Raw genomic sequence first — 16,274 nt, forward strand, 5'->3', positions numbered from 1 at the left:
ATCACCTCTCCGCCCTTCACCACATCGTGAACCAGGACCGGGAACCCGAGAAACCATCCCCGCAACTATGTCTGACAATGACACCGTTACGGCTACAATAGGCCTATGTCAGACAATGAGTCAAGGGGAGGACAGTCATGGAGAGCCGGCTCTCCTCTCGCCTTTCCGGCTCAGGTGGGGGCGGACCGGGCGCGCAAGGAGGCGCACCTCGCTTCCTCCACCCTCCCCCTCGCTCGCCCTGCTCTGCCTTTCTTCCCCTTTTCTCCTCCGGGGCGCGAAGGACGCGAAAGGTAAGAACGCACCCGAAGCCGGGTGCGTTCTCAGACAGGCTCGTCCCTCAGGCCGTCTCGTATCTGCCGGCGACCGACGCGCTCACGGTGATTTCGGCAACCGTGACCTCGGCCGCTCCTGCGTCGGAAGCGCGGGCCGAGGCGAACCGCGCCTGCGGCTGGATGCCACCGGAGGACGAGTCGGAGATGCTGACGACGGTGCCGATCCGCTCCCCCAACGCTTCCGCGTAGTCCTCGGCCACCGCCCGCGCCTCGTCCACCGCGGCTTTGCGCGCGCGTCGCTCGCACTCCCGGCGGGAGGCTTCGGTGAGCGCCCAGCTGACATCGGTGGAGAGCCCCGCCTCAGCGAGCTCGGCGACGAACTCGCCGACCAGGGCGAGATTGGACAGCTTGATCCGTACCCGGCTCGATGTCGTGTACTCGATCACGACGGTCTTCTTGCTTCCCGCGGCGTAGCTCTTGTTCGTCCAGGTGCTGATAGGATCCGCAGCGTGCCAGGTGGCGTCACCGCTCGCGCGGAGCTGCTCGGCACGCTGCACCGCCCAGTTGTGAAGCCTGGTCGCAGCTGCAATACTCTCGGACCTGGCGCGCGAGGTGACGGACACGCGAGCGCTGACGGTCGCGCGCTCCGCGCGGAGGTGCAGTTCGCTGGTGCCGGTGGCGTGGATCGTGGTCATGCCTCACGGTAACACTCGCGGACCGAGGTGGCTGGTCGTCGGGCTTGTGGAGGGAGGTGGCGGAGGGCCGTCCTTACCAACTGCGCTCGGGAGCGATGGCGCGGATCCTGCTGTTCCCCGGCTCTGCGGAAGGCCGCGGCGACTACGGCCAATCTCTTCGAGTGTGGCCCCTTGAATCTTCACTTGCAGGCTCCTCCCAAGCCTGAACTACACCGTATATAGGCACAGAGTGATGTGACGAAACGCTGCGATACCGACCGTGAAAACCGATGTAGCGCGGCGGCTCGGCGTTGAGAAGCCTCAATATGCATCCTGTCCAGTCCGCGCATCGCTACCGACAGGCCTGCTCCATGTAGCCGAGGCCCGTGATGCTCGATCGCACGCGTTCGCCCGAGCGCAAATATCGCGGAGGAACTTGGCCGAACCCGACGCCCGGCGGAGTGCCGGTGAACAGTACGTCGCCTGGCAGCAGCTCCACGACCGCCGACATCTTCGCGATCAGATCGGGGATGTCGAACACAATGTCGGCAATCGGTGCGGACTGCACGGTCTCGCCGTCGACTTCACACTCGATAACGCAGTCGCTCTGCGCAAGAAACTCATCGGGAGTGACCAGCACCGGCCCGATCGGAGCGAAGCCTTCGAATGATTTGCCGAGCGAGAACTGCGCCGGCTGCCCACGGAACTGCGCATCGCGATCCGAGTAGTCCTGCCCGATGGTGAGACCCGCAATGTGATCCCAGGCGTTCTCCGCGGAGATGTTGCGGCCGCCGCTACCGATCACGACGACCAGCTCAACCTCCCAGTCGACCGATCCGCTCGTCAGCTCAAGGTCGTCGAAGGGCTTCGTAATCGACGACTGGAACTTCGTGAACACGATCGGATACTCGGGCACCGAGAAACCCGACTCGGCCGCGTGGTCGACATAGTTCAGGCCGACCGCCAGCACCTGCCTCGGCGCAGGCGAGATGGCATCGAGCTCGTTCTTGGGCAGCGTTTCCATATCGAGCTCGCCTGATCCGAACGGCTCGGCCCACTGCACGAACTCGTCCCAGCGCGGATAGATCCCCGCGATATCCGACGAGAATGCACCGCCGCTCCGCTCGTGAATATCGATGACCTCATCGGCGCCGAGTAATACGGCTCGACCATCCTGCACATAAACCTTCAAGGGTGCTCCTACGTTCGGTGTTCGTCGTTCAGTGTCTGTCGTTCGGTGTTCGTCACTCAACGCTCGTCGTTCGATGCGCGACTGCCTGCGTTCGCTGCGCTCTTCGGCGGATGCACGGTGAACTTTCGGTTCTGCAGGCTCGGGTTCGAGAGTGGAGTCGTTGTGATTCGCTCTGTGCTGACGTTGGCGGCAGCCACTCCCCCGTCCTGTTCGCCGCGCGAAGCCACCGCAACACCCATGGGGTCGACGATCATGCTCACGCCGACTCGGTCCGGGCCACTCTGGCTGCTGCCGGCGAGGTAGATCGTGTTCTCGATCGCACGAGCGCGCAGCAGCGTCTCCCAGTGCGCCTCCTTCATCGGCGCTGGCCCACGAAGTCGGCAGGACGATGACCTCTGCACCATGATCAACGAGGAATCGGCTCATCTCGGGAAACCGGATGTCGTAGCAGGTCGCCGCGCCAACGGTGACTCCATTCACGGTGAAGACGAGCGCTTCCGATTCACAGGCAGGTGCTCAGGCATTATTCTCCGGGTAAGGCGACGATCGCATCGATCTCGATGTCGAATCCGCGCAGGTTCGCCTGGATGGTCGTACGGGCCGGCAGCGGCTCGCTCAGGAACTCTTTAGCGATCTCGTTGAACTCGGCGAAGTCGTCGAGCGACTTCAGGTAGACGCCGTAGCGAACCGCGTTGTGCAGACTCGAGCCCGCGGCCTGGGCGACGATTTCGAGGTTGCTGAAGGTCGCTCGCACCTGGTCGGCGAACGTCTCGCCGACGCGCTTGCCGTTCGCGTCGAACGGACCCTGCCCGGCAAGGAAGACGAGCCCACCGTGCACGGCGCCCTGCGAGTACGGGCCGGCGGGAGGCGGTGCTGCTTCTGTGGATACGGCTGTGACCATGGGTTTCTCCTTCTATTGGCTACTTGCGGTGTTTGGTTAGTCGCGCGGAAGCCGCGGTACGGCTGCCAGCAGCGAACGCGTGTATTCGTGCGAGGGGGATGTCAGCACCTTCTCCACGTCGCCCGACTCGACGACTTCCCCGCCGCGCATGACGTAGACGCGATCGCAGAATCGTGCGACGACTCCCATGTCGTGGGTGATCATCAAGACCGACATTTCTCTCGACTCGGCCAGGCGATCGAGCGTATTCAGCACAGCGGCCTGGACAGTCACATCGAGAGCGCTGGTCGCTTCATCAGCAATGAGCAGGTTCGGCCCCGTGGCGATCGCCATGGCGATCATGACTCGCTGCCGCATCCCGCCGCTGAGTTCATGAGGATATTGGCCGAACACTCGCTCGGGATCGTGGATGCCGACTTCGCCGAAGCTGCTGATCACTTGGGCTTTCGCTTCTGTCTTCGACTGAGCACCGTGCGTTCGCAGAACATCGAGTACCTGGGCGCCGACTTTGAACACGGGGTTCAGAACCGACATCGGATCCTGGAACACCATTGATATCTCCGATCCTCGGATGCCCCGGAGCGTTTTCTCGTTCGCAGACAGAAGGTCATCGCCGCGGTAGAGAACTTTCGAGTTCTCGCCGTAGCGCATAATGCGTTCGTTGTTCAGCCGGAGCACGCTCATCGCCGTGACCGACTTGCCCGAGCCCGATTCGCCGATGATGCCGACTCGCTCCCCGGGGCCGACTTTCAGGTTGATGCCTGCCACAGCGGGGCGCGAACTCTCGCCGAAGCTGATGCGCAGGCCAACAATGTCAAGAATCGTCATCGTTCCTCCTCCGCAAGCATGACCGGGCTGGTGAGATCATCCGGCACCGCGCGCGTTCGCTGACGCGTCGACGGATCCGGCTCCAGCACCGCCGACACGAGCGCTTGCGTGTATTTGTGCTCCGGGTTCGTGAACACCTGCTCTACCGGACCCGTTTCCACGATCTTCCCCAGATGCATCACTGCAACGCGATCTGCGATCCGGTTCACCACGCCCAGATTGTGGGCGATGAAGAGGTAGGCGATCTCGGTCTCCTGCTGCAAGGACTCGAGCAGGTCCAAAACCTGAGCCTGCACCGAGACGTCCAGCGCACTTGTCGGCTCGTCGCAGATCAGCAGCGACGGTTCGATCGCGATCGCGCGAGCGATGGCGATTCGTTGCCGCTGGCCTCCGGAGAACTCATGCGGATACCTGCTCGCCATTTCCGGCTCGAGCCCGACCGTCTGCAGCAGCTCTCCAACACGACGCGGATGCTCGGAGCGCGTTCCGACACGATGGACCACCAACGGCTCACTGACCTGTACGCCGATCTTCATGCGCGGGTCGAGTGTCGAATACGGGTCTTGGAAGATCATCTGCATATCAGCCCGAGTGCGGCGCATGGCCGAGGCGCTGAGCTGTCCGAGTTCGACACCGTTGAAACGGATGGACCCCTGATACGGAGTAAGACCCATGACGGCGCGAGCCACCGACGACTTACCAGAACCCGATTCTCCGACGAGCCCCAAGGTCTCGCCAGGAGCCAATTCCAGATCCACATGGTCGACCGCGTTCTTGCTCGTCTGACCGTAGTCGATGACGAGATCGGAGACCGAAAGAATACTCTGCGTCATTTCACCCTCCTGAGCAGCTTGCCCGGGAGCAGCCCGGTCGATATGCCTGACTCGACTACTCTCCGACCGTTCACCCACACGGAATCTACCCCTATAGGAGCCGAGAGCGGGACGGCATAGGTCGCGGTATCCCGGAAACTTTGCGCGTCGAAGAGCACCAGGTCGGCCACGGCGCCCTCTTTCAGTACCCCGCGCCCCTCCAACCCCAGCTTCTCCGCCGGCATCGAGGTCATCTTGCGAATTGCCTCCTGCACTGCGATGCCGCCGTCGACGAGCTGGCGGAACGCCTTCGGAAACGTGCCCGCCGATCTCGGATGCGGCATGTTCGCATCGTGCGTCATACTCAGCGCCACACCGTCCGATGCCACGCTCACATACGGAAGACGAAGCACCCGATCCGCATCGCCATTACGAGTGCCGACGACGATGACATCGATCGATGCGTCATAGCGCTCGACCAGATCGATCATGGTCTCGGCCCAGTCTCGGGAGGATGCAGTCGCCAGCTCGGCAATCGTCGACCCGACCTCGGAAGCCTTGCCTTCGCCCGCACGTGCAACGGTAATGGCGTCGGGCGCGAACCTCTGTTCGACTCGGAGCTGATCGGCGAGAGCGCTTCTGCTGTCGGCGATCATTTCCAGAACCGCACCCGCTCCTCGTGCGCGAAGCGCTACCGGAAACAGCTGCACGATCGAGGTGTGGCCCGCGACATAGGGGTAAGCATCTGCCGAGATGTTCGCCTCCGTTTCTTCGAGCATCCTCAAGGCACGATCGAGGGCTTCGCCCTGCGGATCCGCCACCGAACGAAGATGCGAAAGCTGCATGGACACACCGGTCCGTTCGGTCACATCGATGAGCTCCGAGACGGCCGCAGGTAACCCGTCGTAGTCGTAGGCTCGCATGTGCGCGGAAAGAGTCGCATCGTACTCTTTCACGACCTCGGCAACGGCGATGAGCTCCGCGAGCGCCGCGTGTTCTCCGGGTGAATACATCAGGCCGAGGCTGACGCCCCAAAATCCGGCTGCCAAAGCCTGGCGAATCGCATCGCGCATCCCTTCCGACTGCTCGTCGTCCGGAACCGTCGGCTGCTGCCCCATCACGAATTGCCGGATGCTCCCGTGCCCGATCAGGGCAGCGACGTTGGTGCTCGCAGGCAGGTTCTCCAAGGCATCAAGATAGTCGTGCGGCCCTGCCCATACGAGGCCTACATCGGGAGCCACATCGATCGGGCCGATGGACTGGCGAAAACCGTCGGAATCTGCAGCCAACGGCACCGGGCTCAACCCGCAATTGCCGATGACCTCGGTCGTGATCCCCTGCAGAATGCGCGTTTCGCCGCTCGGGTACGCGAATCTCGTGAGGTCCGAGTGCGTGTGGATGTCGATGAATCCAGGAGCCAGTACCAGGCCCTCCCCGTGGACGAGGCAGTCCGCTTCCACGTGCTCGGACGGGTGTATCGCCGCTATGCGATCCTCTCGGATCAAGACATTTCCGACATACGGATCTGCACCTGTGCCGTCGATGATCAGGGCGTCACGAATCAATGTAGAACTCATGAAGCCCTCCGCTTCCGCAACGGGTTTCTCGATTCCGCGATCAGGTCGCCGACGTACATGAACAGTGCAGCGACCAGAGTGATCGTGAGACCGGCGACCACCGCGTAGAACGGAGCCGTCACGTAGAAGTCCTTCGATGCTTCGAGGATCGTTCCCCACGTCGCCTGCGGGAGCGGGACGCCGAGACCCAAGTAGCTCAGACCCGCCTCGATGAGAATCGCTTCAGCCATGAGCTGCGGCACGAGCGTGGCAAGTGGGCCGATTGCATTGGGAAGGATGTGCAGCCCGAGGATTCTGGTGGGATGCGCACCGACAACCCGCGTTGCGATGATGAATTCGCGCTCCCTGATCGCTTTGGTCTGCGCACGCATCAACAGGAAGATGCGCGGGAAGAAGAGGAATCCGATGATCACGGTCAGACTGCCCGGCGTGGTGCCGAAGCTCGCGACCATGAGGATCGCGAACAGGATGAGCGGGAACGCGAGCGTGGCGTTCGCCACGCTCGTGAGGCTCCAGTCGAAGAACCGACGGGAGTTTCCGGCGATCAAACCCAGCGGCAGACCAATGCACAGCGCGATGAGAACGCTGCCTACAGCGATCTGCCCTTCGAGCCGGGTGGCGTACACCACGCGCGTCCAGACGTCTGCTCCCGCCTCGTCGGTCCCTAGAGGATGCGCCCAACTCGGTGACTGCAGAATTGCGGAGGCATCGATCTGGCCAGGGGTGTAGGGCGTGAAGAGCCCTGGGAACAGCGCCATCAGAAGCAACGCTGCGAAGGCCAACCCCAACAGAATCTGTCGAGCCCGGAACCACCCGATCCTGGGTCGTACCGGTGGGGTCAGCTGAATGGCTGTGGTTTTGATTTTCATCGGCCAATCCTCGGGTCGACGAGACGATAGAGAATATCGGCTACATATCCAATGAGGAGAACGAACGTCGTGGTCAGCAACACCGCTCCCTGCACGACCAGATAGTCGCGATTCAGGACACTGCTCAACAGGAGTTGCCCGAGCCCGCCGAGGCCGAAGACCGCTTCGACGAGGACGGCGCCGCCGATCATGGCACCCGCCTGCACGCCCACCACAGTGATCATCGGCAGCACCGCGTTTCGAGTCGCGTATGCGAAGACCCGCCGACGCGTGGAGATTCCCATCGCCAATGCCGTTCGCATGTAGTCCTGCCGAAATACGTCCGAGGCCTCCGTGTATACGAACCTCGTGAGTATTCCCGTTAAGAAGACGGAAAGGGTGACGATCGGCAGCGCCATATAGCGGAGGAACCGCACAGGGTCCACGAGCGGGCTCACGTAGCCTCCTGAGGGCAGCCACCCCAGCATCACGGAGAAGACGATGATGAGGATGAGACCCAGCCACACTGCGGGAACAGCGATGGCAACCGTTGTGCCGCCTCGAACCACGTTGGCAAGCCAGCTGCCTTCTCGGTATGCCGCCCACATCCCGATCAGGATCGAGAGCGGCACGGATACCAGAACGGTCAACAGGATCAACCAGAGGGTCGAGGGCAGCGCTCCGACCACGAGTTCCACGACGCTTACGCCGCTGCGGCTCGACTCACCGAAGTCTCCTCGAATCACATTCGAGATCCAGATCCCGTACTGCTCGAACCATGAGCGATCGAGCCCCATCTCTTGCCGCAGTCTCGCGAGAGTCCCTGCCGCATCGGTTCGACCGGCCTGGGGGCCCAACAGCAGAACCGCTGGGTCCCCAGGAGTGAGTCGTAGCGCTAGGAATACGAGGATCGATACCAGCCACAGCACGACCAGCAGCTTCCCGCCTTCAACAGCTGCACGGGTAAGGACTCTCATCTTTCTATTTGCTCCGAACTCTAGTTAGTGGCTACGGCATCGCGCAGAATCGGCCACGACAGCGGATTCACCGAGTAGTCCTCCACATCAGTCGCCGCGACCGAGTAAATCGGGGTCGACTGGACGACCATCACCGGAAGCTCATCTACAAGGATCTTCTGCAGCTGGGCGTAGATCTCCGCGCGCTCCGCCTCATCCGGGGTGGCGATGCTCTCCGCTACCAGATCGGAAACCTCTTGGTTCTGATAGTCGTCATTCAGGTGAGGGTTCATGATGATGTCGAAGTAGGAGTGCGGGTCGACCGACACGTTGAAGGCATTCCAGATCGCGTCGTAATCGCGCGACACGTACGCATCGAGCCATACCGACATCTCCGTGACGTTCGGCGTGAGCGTCACACCGATCTCCGCGAGCGAGGACTGCCACACGCGTGCGATCTGCTCCGCCTCCGGGTAACCAGACAGGATGTCGAGCGTGAAACTCAGATCTTCAACTCCTGCCTCGTCAAGCAGCTCGCGCGCCCGATCGAGGTCATACTCGTAGCCCTCTTGCTCGGAGAATGCCCAGCTGTTCTCGGGCAGAGGGCTCCAAGCAGGAGAACCACCGCCGCCATAGGCGATGTCGCGAATCGCTTCCTTGTCGAGAGCGTGCGCGAGCGCCTGTCGAACGAGCGGATCGGACAGCACACCTGACGAGTTGTACTCGATCAGAGAAAGCCTGTTGGACGAAGCAGGCTCCACCAACTGTGCTCTTCCAGTATCCACCTGCTCGGCGGCCGATGAGGTCACCGACGCGATGATATCGATGTCTCCGCTGTAGAGGTTGTTCAGCGCAACCTGCTCGTCAGTGGTCGGCCGAAGCACGATCTGCTCTGAAGCTCCCGCGTCACCGTAGTAGTCGGCGAAGCGGTCGAGAACGATCTCGGTGTTGGCTGCCCAGCTGGTGAACGTGAACGGGCCGGAACCGACCGGCGTGCTCGTCGCATCGTCGAAGCTGCTCGGGGCCATGATCGCGATCGAAGCGAGCCCGGAGAGGAAGGACGCATCCGGCGAGTTCAGTGTGATCACAACCGTGTCCTCGTCCGGAGCCTCATACGAAGCGACATCGGCGAGTCGCCCGGACCAAATCGAATCCTCCGCGCTGCCGGCGCGTTCGAGCGACTCGATGACGGCATCCGCGTTGACGGGGGTGCCGTCGTGGAATACCGCATCGGGGTTCAGCTCGAACGTGAATTCAGTAGCGTCTTCGTTGACTTCATACGTGGCTAGATCAGGCTCCAAGTTGAGGTCCACGTCAAAGCTCACCAGGCTGCTGAACACGAGCTCGCGAATGGAATACTCGAAAATGATCTGCTGGTTTGTGTGGGGGTCGAAGTTGTCTATGTCTCCGGGAATAGCGACCACGATCGGCCCGGCGCTCGTCGGATCGCCTCCGTTGTCTGGATCACCGGCACAGCCGGTAACCACCAGCGCACCGAGCGCCAAAGCGGCTATCGCCGTTCGACGCATAGTTTTTCGTGATCTCACGGTTTGCCTCTCATTCTTTCAGTTTCTCGTGGTTGCCGCCCGTAGTTCGAGCGGTCAAGTTTGCTGTGACTCGCAGGGCGAAAAGGACTGAAGTCAATAGCGTCCTACGACGTTCCAGATCTCATAGGAGTTGCCTTGGACCGCTAGGACACGGCTCCACATATTCACCGCTCCGCACGCGTGGTTGGGGATGATCCGCACGCGATCGCCTACTCGCCAGCGAGACGTGACCGAGTGATCGCCCTCCAGAATCCCGTGCTCCTCGTATGCCCGAGAAAAGGAGATCCCCTCTATCGGTTCTCCCGACTCGTCGATGACAACGCCAAAGGTATTCCCCCGATTCGAACCATCGGAACTCATGGCTTTGATCCCTGCGTCGATCGCCACTTCTCCGGGACGCACCGTGCTGATGACGGTGGCATGAACGGTGAGAGCGCAAGACATCGAGTCTGTTGAACCGAGTCGCCACTGATTCGCATCGTAGAACACATAGGTTCCGGCTCGAGCTTCGGTCACTCCCGCCTCGAACGGCGCGGAATCCCAGCCCGGCGTGGAACCGACCGAAACGACGTCTACGGTATGGCCAGCGGATCGGATTCTCTCGACTGTTTCGACGAGCGTTCGGCTCGCAGCGTACCCCTGCTGCTGCCGTTCTTCGTGAGGCCCCTGCATAGAGGCGAGCTGCCCCTCATGCGTGTACAGGCCTTCGAAGCTGAGGAACGGCAGGGCCTGGATTTCTTCGACGAGTCGCAGGGCATCGTCGGCAAGAACTCCGGTTCGGCGAAGACCGGTATCCACTTCGATACGCACCGGAACCGTCTGTCGGGCCGCGTCGGCAGCACCCGAGACGATACGCGCCAACTCGATCGAGTCGATCCCGACCGCCACTTTCCCTTTGGTGTTGAACTCGGCGGCGAGAGCTGCTTTCTGCGGAGTCGCAGGCGCGTGCGCCCAGAAGATATCCGTGATCCCGGCGCTGAGCAGTGCTTCGACCTCTCCCGGAGTCGCGCAGGTGAACCCCGTGGCGCCTGCGTCGAGTTGGCGCTTTGCGACCTCGATCATTTTCGACGTCTTGAAATGGGGTCGCTGCTCTATGCCAGCGTTCTTCAGGACGTCGGCCATGTGCTGGATATTGCGATCCATTCGGTCGACATCGACGACGAGGCACGGGGTGCTGGTCGTTCCGATGGAGTTCATGCTTGGCTCCCCATGATCTCGACGGCATCGTCAACCCAATCAAGGGTCGCTCGCGTCGCCGTGCCGTAGTTGTACAGTGATAACTTCTGCGTGCCTGAAGCCGCGACGGTCTCGACCTTTGCTCGGAAATCGCCTCTGCTTCGAGACAGGCTCTGCCAGAGAGTGAGCGCCACATTGACGTCTGCTGCATTCCCGTCGACCAACGAACGAAGCGCGAGCGTGTGATCTATTTCTCTGGCAACCTCACCGGCACCGGGATAATAGCTTTCGAGCACGAAGCCGTCCGCGACTCTGAGCGTCTCGACGACGTCGACGCCCTCCAACCAGTTCATCTGGGCGGGGCGTCCCCACACCGCTGCGCTTACGTCGAGCAGCACTCCGTGCTTGTGCGCCGCAGCGATGACATCGGTCACGAGTGCGGTGACCCTTTCCATTCGCATCTGCATATAGGCGTAGAGCTCCGGCCACGCGTAGTGGAGGGACGCGAGTTCGGTACCGTCGTCGCCATCGCGGCCGTGGGGGAAATCCTGATTCCAGGAGCGGGACAGTTGCGCCGCCACTTCCTGACGCAGCGCTTCGACATCGATGCCGCGTGAAGCACCGGCTTCCGTGCAGTATCTGCAGAAGCAAAGCGACAGCAGATATCGAGTCGTGGCATCTAGACGAGCTCCCCACAACTCGTGCGGGTGGCCGTGCGAATACAAGAGATACGATAGGCTCTCCACGAGCAACCGATCGAAGTAGCCGCTGGAAGCGACCGCCTCGACGAGGTCGACTGCGTAGCTTCGAGCTCTCGGATTTGCCGGGCAGAGACCGTGGGTGAACGAATCGCCGAAGCAGCTCTTGATCGCTGCCTCCGGGTGCTCCGATGCCAGAGACGAATTGTGGAAGGCGATCGCCCATCCCCCGAGCGAAAGTCCCGCTGCGCTTGCTGCTTCCGCGAGCCGTTCGTAAAGGTCAGGGTGCTGTTCGGCAATCCTCGATTGCGGAATCCGCAGATCGGAGAACGACTCCGCTGGGACGGGCAGGTGCAGCGTATTCGCCTCGGCGACGGTCACCACGCCCGCATCGCGTCTCGGCGCGATGACCTCTGCAGAGTGGTACGCGGTAGCGATCTCGATGCGGGAAGCACCGCGAGACGCGATCTCGTCCACTACTCGCTCGGGGCCGTCTGCAACGACATCCCACGGATAGAGCATCAATCCGACTTCACTCATGACGTTCTCCCTCGTATATCTGCTCAATGAGTTCGAGCGTTGGCTCCAGATCGTCGAATCCGAACCCCGGCCGCCTTTCGAGAAAGGCTTTCCACTGGCGTTGGAAAGGGACCGTGTCGAGATCGACGGCGCTGCCCTGCATGCTGAGGTCTCGAGCGCTGATTGTCCACGAGCCATCCATACGAACGAGAGCGTTGCCACGCGTCCCGGTGACGAGAACCCCTGTGCTTTGAGGGGCGAACGGTGACCAGATCAGCTCGATCGACGCCGTCGCATTATTCGCACGGCCGTAGACGGAGGCATATGTGTCCACCGAACGTTTCGCAAACAGGCTCGTGAGCACCGTTTCCTCAACAGCCATCGGCCCCAGCAGAGCACGCAGCCTATCGATCGCATGCACTCCGTTGGTAACGAGGATGCCGCCGCCGCTCGAGGCCGAATCGAAATACCAATCGGGCAGGCCGGCCTCGGGGAGCCGAAATCCCAGCCGATCCCGATAGGTCAGTATCTCGCCGAGATATCCGTTCGAAATGACTTCGTGCAGCTTTTCGAACGCGGGCCAGTGCCGTGTCGACATGCCGACGAACAGCGTACCGAGCGTCGTCCCGAGTGCGCGACGCAGCGCATCGGGGTTCTGACCGGGTATCCGATGAGGTTTCTCAACCAGTACCGGAACATCCATCTCGACTAGTGCCACGCTCTGCTCCAGGTGGAGGACCGAAGGGGTCGCGATGACTCCCACGTCGAACAGGCTGCGGTACTGCAGCGCTTCTTCGAGCGTCCCGACCACTTCGGCTTCAGGCGCGAGAGACTCTGCTCGTCGTATGTCAGCATCGACGACGACGGAAACCGCATCGCCGACCGCTGCGATCGCTGCTGCGTGCCGCTGCCCCATGGCACCAGCACCAACGATCAACGCCCGAGTAGTCATGATGTCAGACTCGTTTCCCGGAGTCCGCGAAAAGGCCTTCACGAGCCATCTGCCCCAGCACCTCGTACGCCTGCGACAGTGTGCGATCGATGTCCTCTTTCGTATGCGCAAGCGAGATGTGATTGCGCTTCAGCGACATCGGATACATGAACGAGCCTTTGTCGATCATCCGACGATGGAACGTCTCGTACGCCAGGTCGTTGTTGTGCAGCAGGTCGCGGTAACCGCGGACCTCGCGATCGATGAAGTAGGTCACGAACACTGAGCCGACGCCGGAGACGACTGCCTGAATCCCGTGCTCCGCGGTGATCGAGCGGAGGCCGTCGCGCATCCTGTCACCGAGTCGGTACACGTGATCGTAGAAGCCGATCTCGGGGGCTCGAAGCGTCTTGATCGTCGCGATGGCAGCTGCCATCGATACCGAGTTCCCGTTGAACGTGCCGGCGAGCATGACGGAGCCGCCCATCGGGGTGAAGTTTTTCATGACCTCCGCCGAACCTGCGAGACCTGCCACCGGATAGCCGTTGCCCATGGCCTTGCCGAACGTGGTGAGGTCGGGCATGACGCCGCAGATCTCCTGATAGCCGCCGAGTGCGTGCCTGAAGCCGGTGATCACCTCGTCGAAGATGAGCAGCGACCCGTGCTTCTTCGTGATTGTCCTGAGCCCCTCGAGGAAGGACTGTTCCGGGATGAGCGCACCCACGTTGTGCGGTACGGGTTCGAGGATGACGGCAGCGATTCTGTCCGGGTACCGATCGAACAGCTCCTCCACGCTCGCCAAGTCGTTGAACTCTGCGATCAGGGTGTTGTTCAGAGCGTCGTCGAGGATACCGCTGGAGTTCGGGTCGAACCCCCACGCCTTCTCGGGGCTTGAGATCACGTTTCTGGCGATCCCATCGTAGGATCCGTGGAAGCATCCCTGGAACTTCACGATGAACTCTCGCCCCGTAGCGCCACGAGCCAGACGTATCGCCTGCAGTACCGACTCCGAGCCGCTCAACGTCGAGATCACCATCTCCGCCGACGGGATCGACTCGACGGTCAGCTCGGCAGCTTCCACTTCGAGGTCCGTGGTACCGAGCCCGACCAGGTCGATATCACGAATCGCTTCCGTGATCGCCTTATTCACTCGCTCGTCGGCGTGGCCCAGTAGCGTCGCGCCAAAGGCCGCGTGATAGTCGGTGTAGCTACGACCGTCCGCGTCGGTGATCGTCGCACCTTTGGCCGACGAGAACGCCCATGGGGCTCCGATCGCTCGCGTCGCTGAGTTCACTCCCCCGGGAATGATCGCCGAAGCCCGGTCAGCGAGTTCTCGTGCGCGGCTCTTCATCGAATCGCCCTGCACGGTAGCGGTCGTCGTGGTGCTGGTCATCTGTTTCTCAGTCCGTTCGTTTCTGGAGTTAGTTTCTGGGATCTTCGAGACCGAGGAGGCGTAGTGCGTCCTGCTCGATGACGGTTTCGATCGTCTCCTCGGTGACGTGCGGCAGGTTGCCCGCTCTGAAGTCGCCGATGTTCCTGAAGTTCTGCAGGGCTTCGGACGGAGTCCACAGCGGGTAATCCGAACCGAACAGCAGTTTGTCTACGGTGTTCCATTCCTGCGAGCCGACGAGTGCGAAGAATGCGTCCATCGGCCGCGAAGGCACGCCGGAGACATCTGCGAATACGTTGGGGTTCTTGCGAAGCACGACATTGGTATCGCGCTGCCAGGGATGCCCCATGTGCGCCATGATCTGCACAAGATCCGGGTGGCGCCGGGCGATCTCATCGACCACCAAGGGCTGCGTAACCGAGAGGCGGCCGATCGGACTGGGAGTGGCGCCCATGTGCCACAGCACCACCATGCCATTGGCGGTGAGAATCCGATAGAACTCATCGAAGTCTTCAGATAGCGGGTCGAAGAGCGCCAGCACAGGATAGAGCTTCACGCCCTTGAAACCCAGGGCGATCGCTTCTTCGAGCTGTTCTCGCCAGTCGGCGTCCAACGGATCCATCGACGCGAACGGAATCGTCGGCGTCTCGAGCTTGCTGACGAACTCTGCGACGAAGGAACTCGGTGTTCTTACCCCGGCTTGCGAAGCTGCCAATCCGAACGTAATCGCAACGTCAACGCCTCCCTCGCGCATGACGTGGTCGAAGCTTTCGGGAGTAACCACCGGATATGGCTCTCCGCCGTATGCGGGTGCCCAATGGTCTTTGTGCTCGTTTCCCCAGTGCTCAGGCTGGTGGCAGTGCGTATGCACGTCGATAATCATTCGATCCCCCATCGAGTTCGTACGGATTCCAGTGCCACGCTGAGGCGAGGCAGTTGTGCGATCTCTTGTGCGGTACGGTGCAGCGCGTCGACAACTCGCGGCACCTCTGCTTCCGAGATCTCGCCGAGCGGCCCGGAGACGCTGAGCGAAAGATCGAAGGATGCTTTCACCGGAATCAGGACGGCCAGACAACGAACCCCGCGGTTGCGCTCTTGGTCATCCACGCTGTATCCGTGTTCGCGGATGGATGCCAGCGCACGGTCCAACTGTTCCCGAGATGTGATGGTCCGCGGGGTGAAGCTCTGCCAGGTCTCGTCAAGCGGGAGATGCTGATCAATGCTCGCCGGATCCAACTGCGAAAGCAGCATCTTGCCCAGCCCCGTGCAATAGGTGTGGTCGAGGAACCCGCCGTTCGCGATACGCAGTGCTCGGGCTGGCTCTTCGACGCAGAGATGCAAGACCGATCGGCCCTGCAATACTCCGATGTTGGCAGTGAATCCGAGGTCGTCGGCGAGAGCCTTCAACGTGACGGACACGACATCCTCGAAATCGACGAAGCCGGCGGACTCTGCGATTTCGAAGACGCTCGGGCCGATCGAGTACAGGGGCACAGCCCCAGACTTTGTGACAAACCTCTCCTCTTCCAAGACCGAGAGCAAGCGGAGAAGAGTAGGTTTCGGAAGCTCGAGTTCTTTGGCCAGATCCGCGAGCGACATCGGATCCCTGGCCTGTCCGAGCGCGCGGAGTGCAGCCAGAGCGCGGGCCAACCCTTGTGAGTGGTAAGGCTTCGAGCTTGTTCGCATGCTTGGAATACTTGCGTGGAATGCTGTTTCATGTCAAGAACTTTGAAATAGCGTTTCACGTCCCGCGGCAGGACGAGAAGTGCAGCGGTTTTGACCTGTTCGTAATAACGAGTTTTCGAGCCCTCCTGATGCAAGCCGAGTGAAGCGCCCTGGGTTTGTTGGAGGCTCCCGACCTTGGAAACGAGGATGGAGTTATGCCGAAGGAACTGGCGAATGGGAAGCCGACGACGCGTCGGTACTCGGTCGAGGAGAAGGCCGCCGCGGTGC

At 61.5% G+C, this 16,274-nt stretch carries 15 protein-coding genes and 2 pseudogenes; all 17 read right to left on the reverse strand.

What is annotated here, in order from left to right:
- Positions 1-337: 337 nt before the first annotated feature.
- Entirely contained in the window at positions 338-967 is a 630-nt protein-coding gene (locus JD276_RS15460) for an SIMPL domain-containing protein (RefSeq protein WP_200116564.1), read from the reverse strand.
- 331 nt (positions 968-1,298) lie between these two features.
- Positions 1,299-2,138, reverse strand: a complete 840-nt coding sequence (locus JD276_RS16050) for a fumarylacetoacetate hydrolase family protein (RefSeq protein WP_233615810.1) — start codon at positions 2,136-2,138, stop codon at positions 1,299-1,301.
- A gap of 56 nt (positions 2,139-2,194) precedes the next feature.
- Positions 2,195-2,618, reverse strand: a pseudogene (locus JD276_RS16055) (nitrilase-related carbon-nitrogen hydrolase).
- 43 nt (positions 2,619-2,661) lie between these two features.
- Positions 2,662-3,039, reverse strand: a complete 378-nt coding sequence (locus JD276_RS15470) for a RidA family protein (RefSeq protein ID WP_200116566.1) — start codon at positions 3,037-3,039, stop codon at positions 2,662-2,664.
- Between the two features lie 36 nt (positions 3,040-3,075).
- Positions 3,076-3,867, reverse strand: coding sequence for an ABC transporter ATP-binding protein (locus JD276_RS15475; RefSeq protein WP_200116567.1), 792 nt, complete (start codon positions 3,865-3,867; stop codon positions 3,076-3,078).
- The gene (locus JD276_RS15480; RefSeq protein ID WP_200116568.1) at positions 3,864-4,700 is read right to left on the reverse strand and encodes an ATP-binding cassette domain-containing protein; all 837 of its coding nucleotides are present in this window, start codon (positions 4,698-4,700) and stop codon (positions 3,864-3,866) included. The genes JD276_RS15475 and JD276_RS15480 overlap by 4 nt, the downstream gene beginning before the upstream one ends.
- Positions 4,697-6,256: an N-acyl-D-amino-acid deacylase family protein gene (locus tag JD276_RS15485; protein ID WP_200116569.1), complete on the reverse strand. Its 1,560-nt coding sequence runs from the start codon at positions 6,254-6,256 to the stop codon at positions 4,697-4,699. The genes JD276_RS15480 and JD276_RS15485 overlap by 4 nt, the downstream gene beginning before the upstream one ends.
- A complete protein-coding gene (locus tag JD276_RS15490) occupies positions 6,253-7,125 on the reverse strand; it encodes an ABC transporter permease (RefSeq protein ID WP_200116570.1) in 873 nt (290 codons plus the stop codon). Before JD276_RS15490 ends, JD276_RS15485 begins: the two co-directional genes overlap by 4 nt.
- Entirely contained in the window at positions 7,122-8,081 is a 960-nt protein-coding gene (locus JD276_RS15495) for an ABC transporter permease (RefSeq protein ID WP_233615811.1), read from the reverse strand. Before JD276_RS15495 ends, JD276_RS15490 begins: the two co-directional genes overlap by 4 nt.
- Before the next feature lie 20 nt (positions 8,082-8,101).
- Positions 8,102-9,589 carry an ABC transporter substrate-binding protein gene (locus tag JD276_RS15500; protein WP_200116572.1) on the reverse strand — a complete coding sequence of 496 codons (1,488 nt, stop codon included), beginning with the start codon at positions 9,587-9,589 and terminating at the stop codon, positions 8,102-8,104.
- Positions 9,590-9,700: 111 nt separating this feature from the next.
- Positions 9,701-10,804, reverse strand: a complete 1,104-nt coding sequence (locus JD276_RS15505) for an alanine racemase (RefSeq protein WP_200116573.1) — start codon at positions 10,802-10,804, stop codon at positions 9,701-9,703.
- Positions 10,801-12,021: a hypothetical protein gene (locus JD276_RS15510; protein ID WP_200116574.1), complete on the reverse strand. Its 1,221-nt coding sequence runs from the start codon at positions 12,019-12,021 to the stop codon at positions 10,801-10,803. The genes JD276_RS15505 and JD276_RS15510 overlap by 4 nt, the downstream gene beginning before the upstream one ends.
- Positions 12,014-12,952, reverse strand: coding sequence for a Gfo/Idh/MocA family protein (locus JD276_RS15515; RefSeq protein WP_200116575.1), 939 nt, complete (start codon positions 12,950-12,952; stop codon positions 12,014-12,016). Before JD276_RS15515 ends, JD276_RS15510 begins: the two co-directional genes overlap by 8 nt.
- 4 nt (positions 12,953-12,956) lie before the next feature.
- Entirely contained in the window at positions 12,957-14,324 is a 1,368-nt protein-coding gene (locus tag JD276_RS15520) for an aspartate aminotransferase family protein (RefSeq protein ID WP_200116576.1), read from the reverse strand.
- Positions 14,325-14,352: 28 nt separating this feature from the next.
- Positions 14,353-15,204, reverse strand: coding sequence for an amidohydrolase family protein (locus JD276_RS15525; RefSeq protein WP_200116577.1), 852 nt, complete (start codon positions 15,202-15,204; stop codon positions 14,353-14,355).
- Positions 15,201-15,815 (reverse strand): IclR family transcriptional regulator, encoded by a 615-nt coding sequence (locus JD276_RS15530; protein ID WP_307866610.1) that lies wholly within the window; start codon positions 15,813-15,815, stop codon positions 15,201-15,203. The genes JD276_RS15525 and JD276_RS15530 overlap by 4 nt, the downstream gene beginning before the upstream one ends.
- A gap of 21 nt (positions 15,816-15,836) precedes the next feature.
- A pseudogene (locus tag JD276_RS16430) lies at positions 15,837-16,007 on the reverse strand (helix-turn-helix domain-containing protein); the annotation flags it as partial.
- Positions 16,008-16,274: the final 267 nt, after the last annotated feature.

The sequence above is a fragment of the Leucobacter chromiisoli genome (assembly GCF_016522505.1).
Classification (GTDB): Bacteria; Actinomycetota; Actinomycetes; order Actinomycetales; family Microbacteriaceae; genus Leucobacter; species Leucobacter chromiisoli.

Excerpts from the sequence above, each read along its gene's own strand:
- JD276_RS15460 (WP_200116564.1), bottom strand. The coding sequence starts at position 967 with ATGACCACGATCCACGCCACCGGCACCAGCGAACTGCACCTCCGCGCG.
- JD276_RS15470 (WP_200116566.1), bottom strand. The coding sequence starts at position 3,039 with ATGGTCACAGCCGTATCCACAGAAGCAGCACCGCCTCCCGCCGGCCCG.
- JD276_RS15475 (WP_200116567.1), bottom strand. The coding sequence starts at position 3,867 with ATGACGATTCTTGACATTGTTGGCCTGCGCATCAGCTTCGGCGAGAGT.
- JD276_RS15480 (WP_200116568.1), bottom strand. The coding sequence starts at position 4,700 with ATGACGCAGAGTATTCTTTCGGTCTCCGATCTCGTCATCGACTACGGT.
- JD276_RS15485 (WP_200116569.1), bottom strand. The coding sequence starts at position 6,256 with ATGAGTTCTACATTGATTCGTGACGCCCTGATCATCGACGGCACAGGT.
- JD276_RS15490 (WP_200116570.1), bottom strand. The coding sequence starts at position 7,125 with ATGAAAATCAAAACCACAGCCATTCAGCTGACCCCACCGGTACGACCC.
- JD276_RS15495 (WP_233615811.1), bottom strand. The coding sequence starts at position 8,081 with ATGAGAGTCCTTACCCGTGCAGCTGTTGAAGGCGGGAAGCTGCTGGTC.
- JD276_RS15500 (WP_200116572.1), bottom strand. The coding sequence starts at position 9,589 with ATGCGTCGAACGGCGATAGCCGCTTTGGCGCTCGGTGCGCTGGTGGTT.
- JD276_RS15505 (WP_200116573.1), bottom strand. The coding sequence starts at position 10,804 with ATGAACTCCATCGGAACGACCAGCACCCCGTGCCTCGTCGTCGATGTC.
- JD276_RS15510 (WP_200116574.1), bottom strand. The coding sequence starts at position 12,021 with ATGAGTGAAGTCGGATTGATGCTCTATCCGTGGGATGTCGTTGCAGAC.
- JD276_RS15515 (WP_200116575.1), bottom strand. The coding sequence starts at position 12,952 with ATGACTACTCGGGCGTTGATCGTTGGTGCTGGTGCCATGGGGCAGCGG.
- JD276_RS15520 (WP_200116576.1), bottom strand. The coding sequence starts at position 14,324 with ATGACCAGCACCACGACGACCGCTACCGTGCAGGGCGATTCGATGAAG.
- JD276_RS15525 (WP_200116577.1), bottom strand. The coding sequence starts at position 15,204 with ATGATTATCGACGTGCATACGCACTGCCACCAGCCTGAGCACTGGGGA.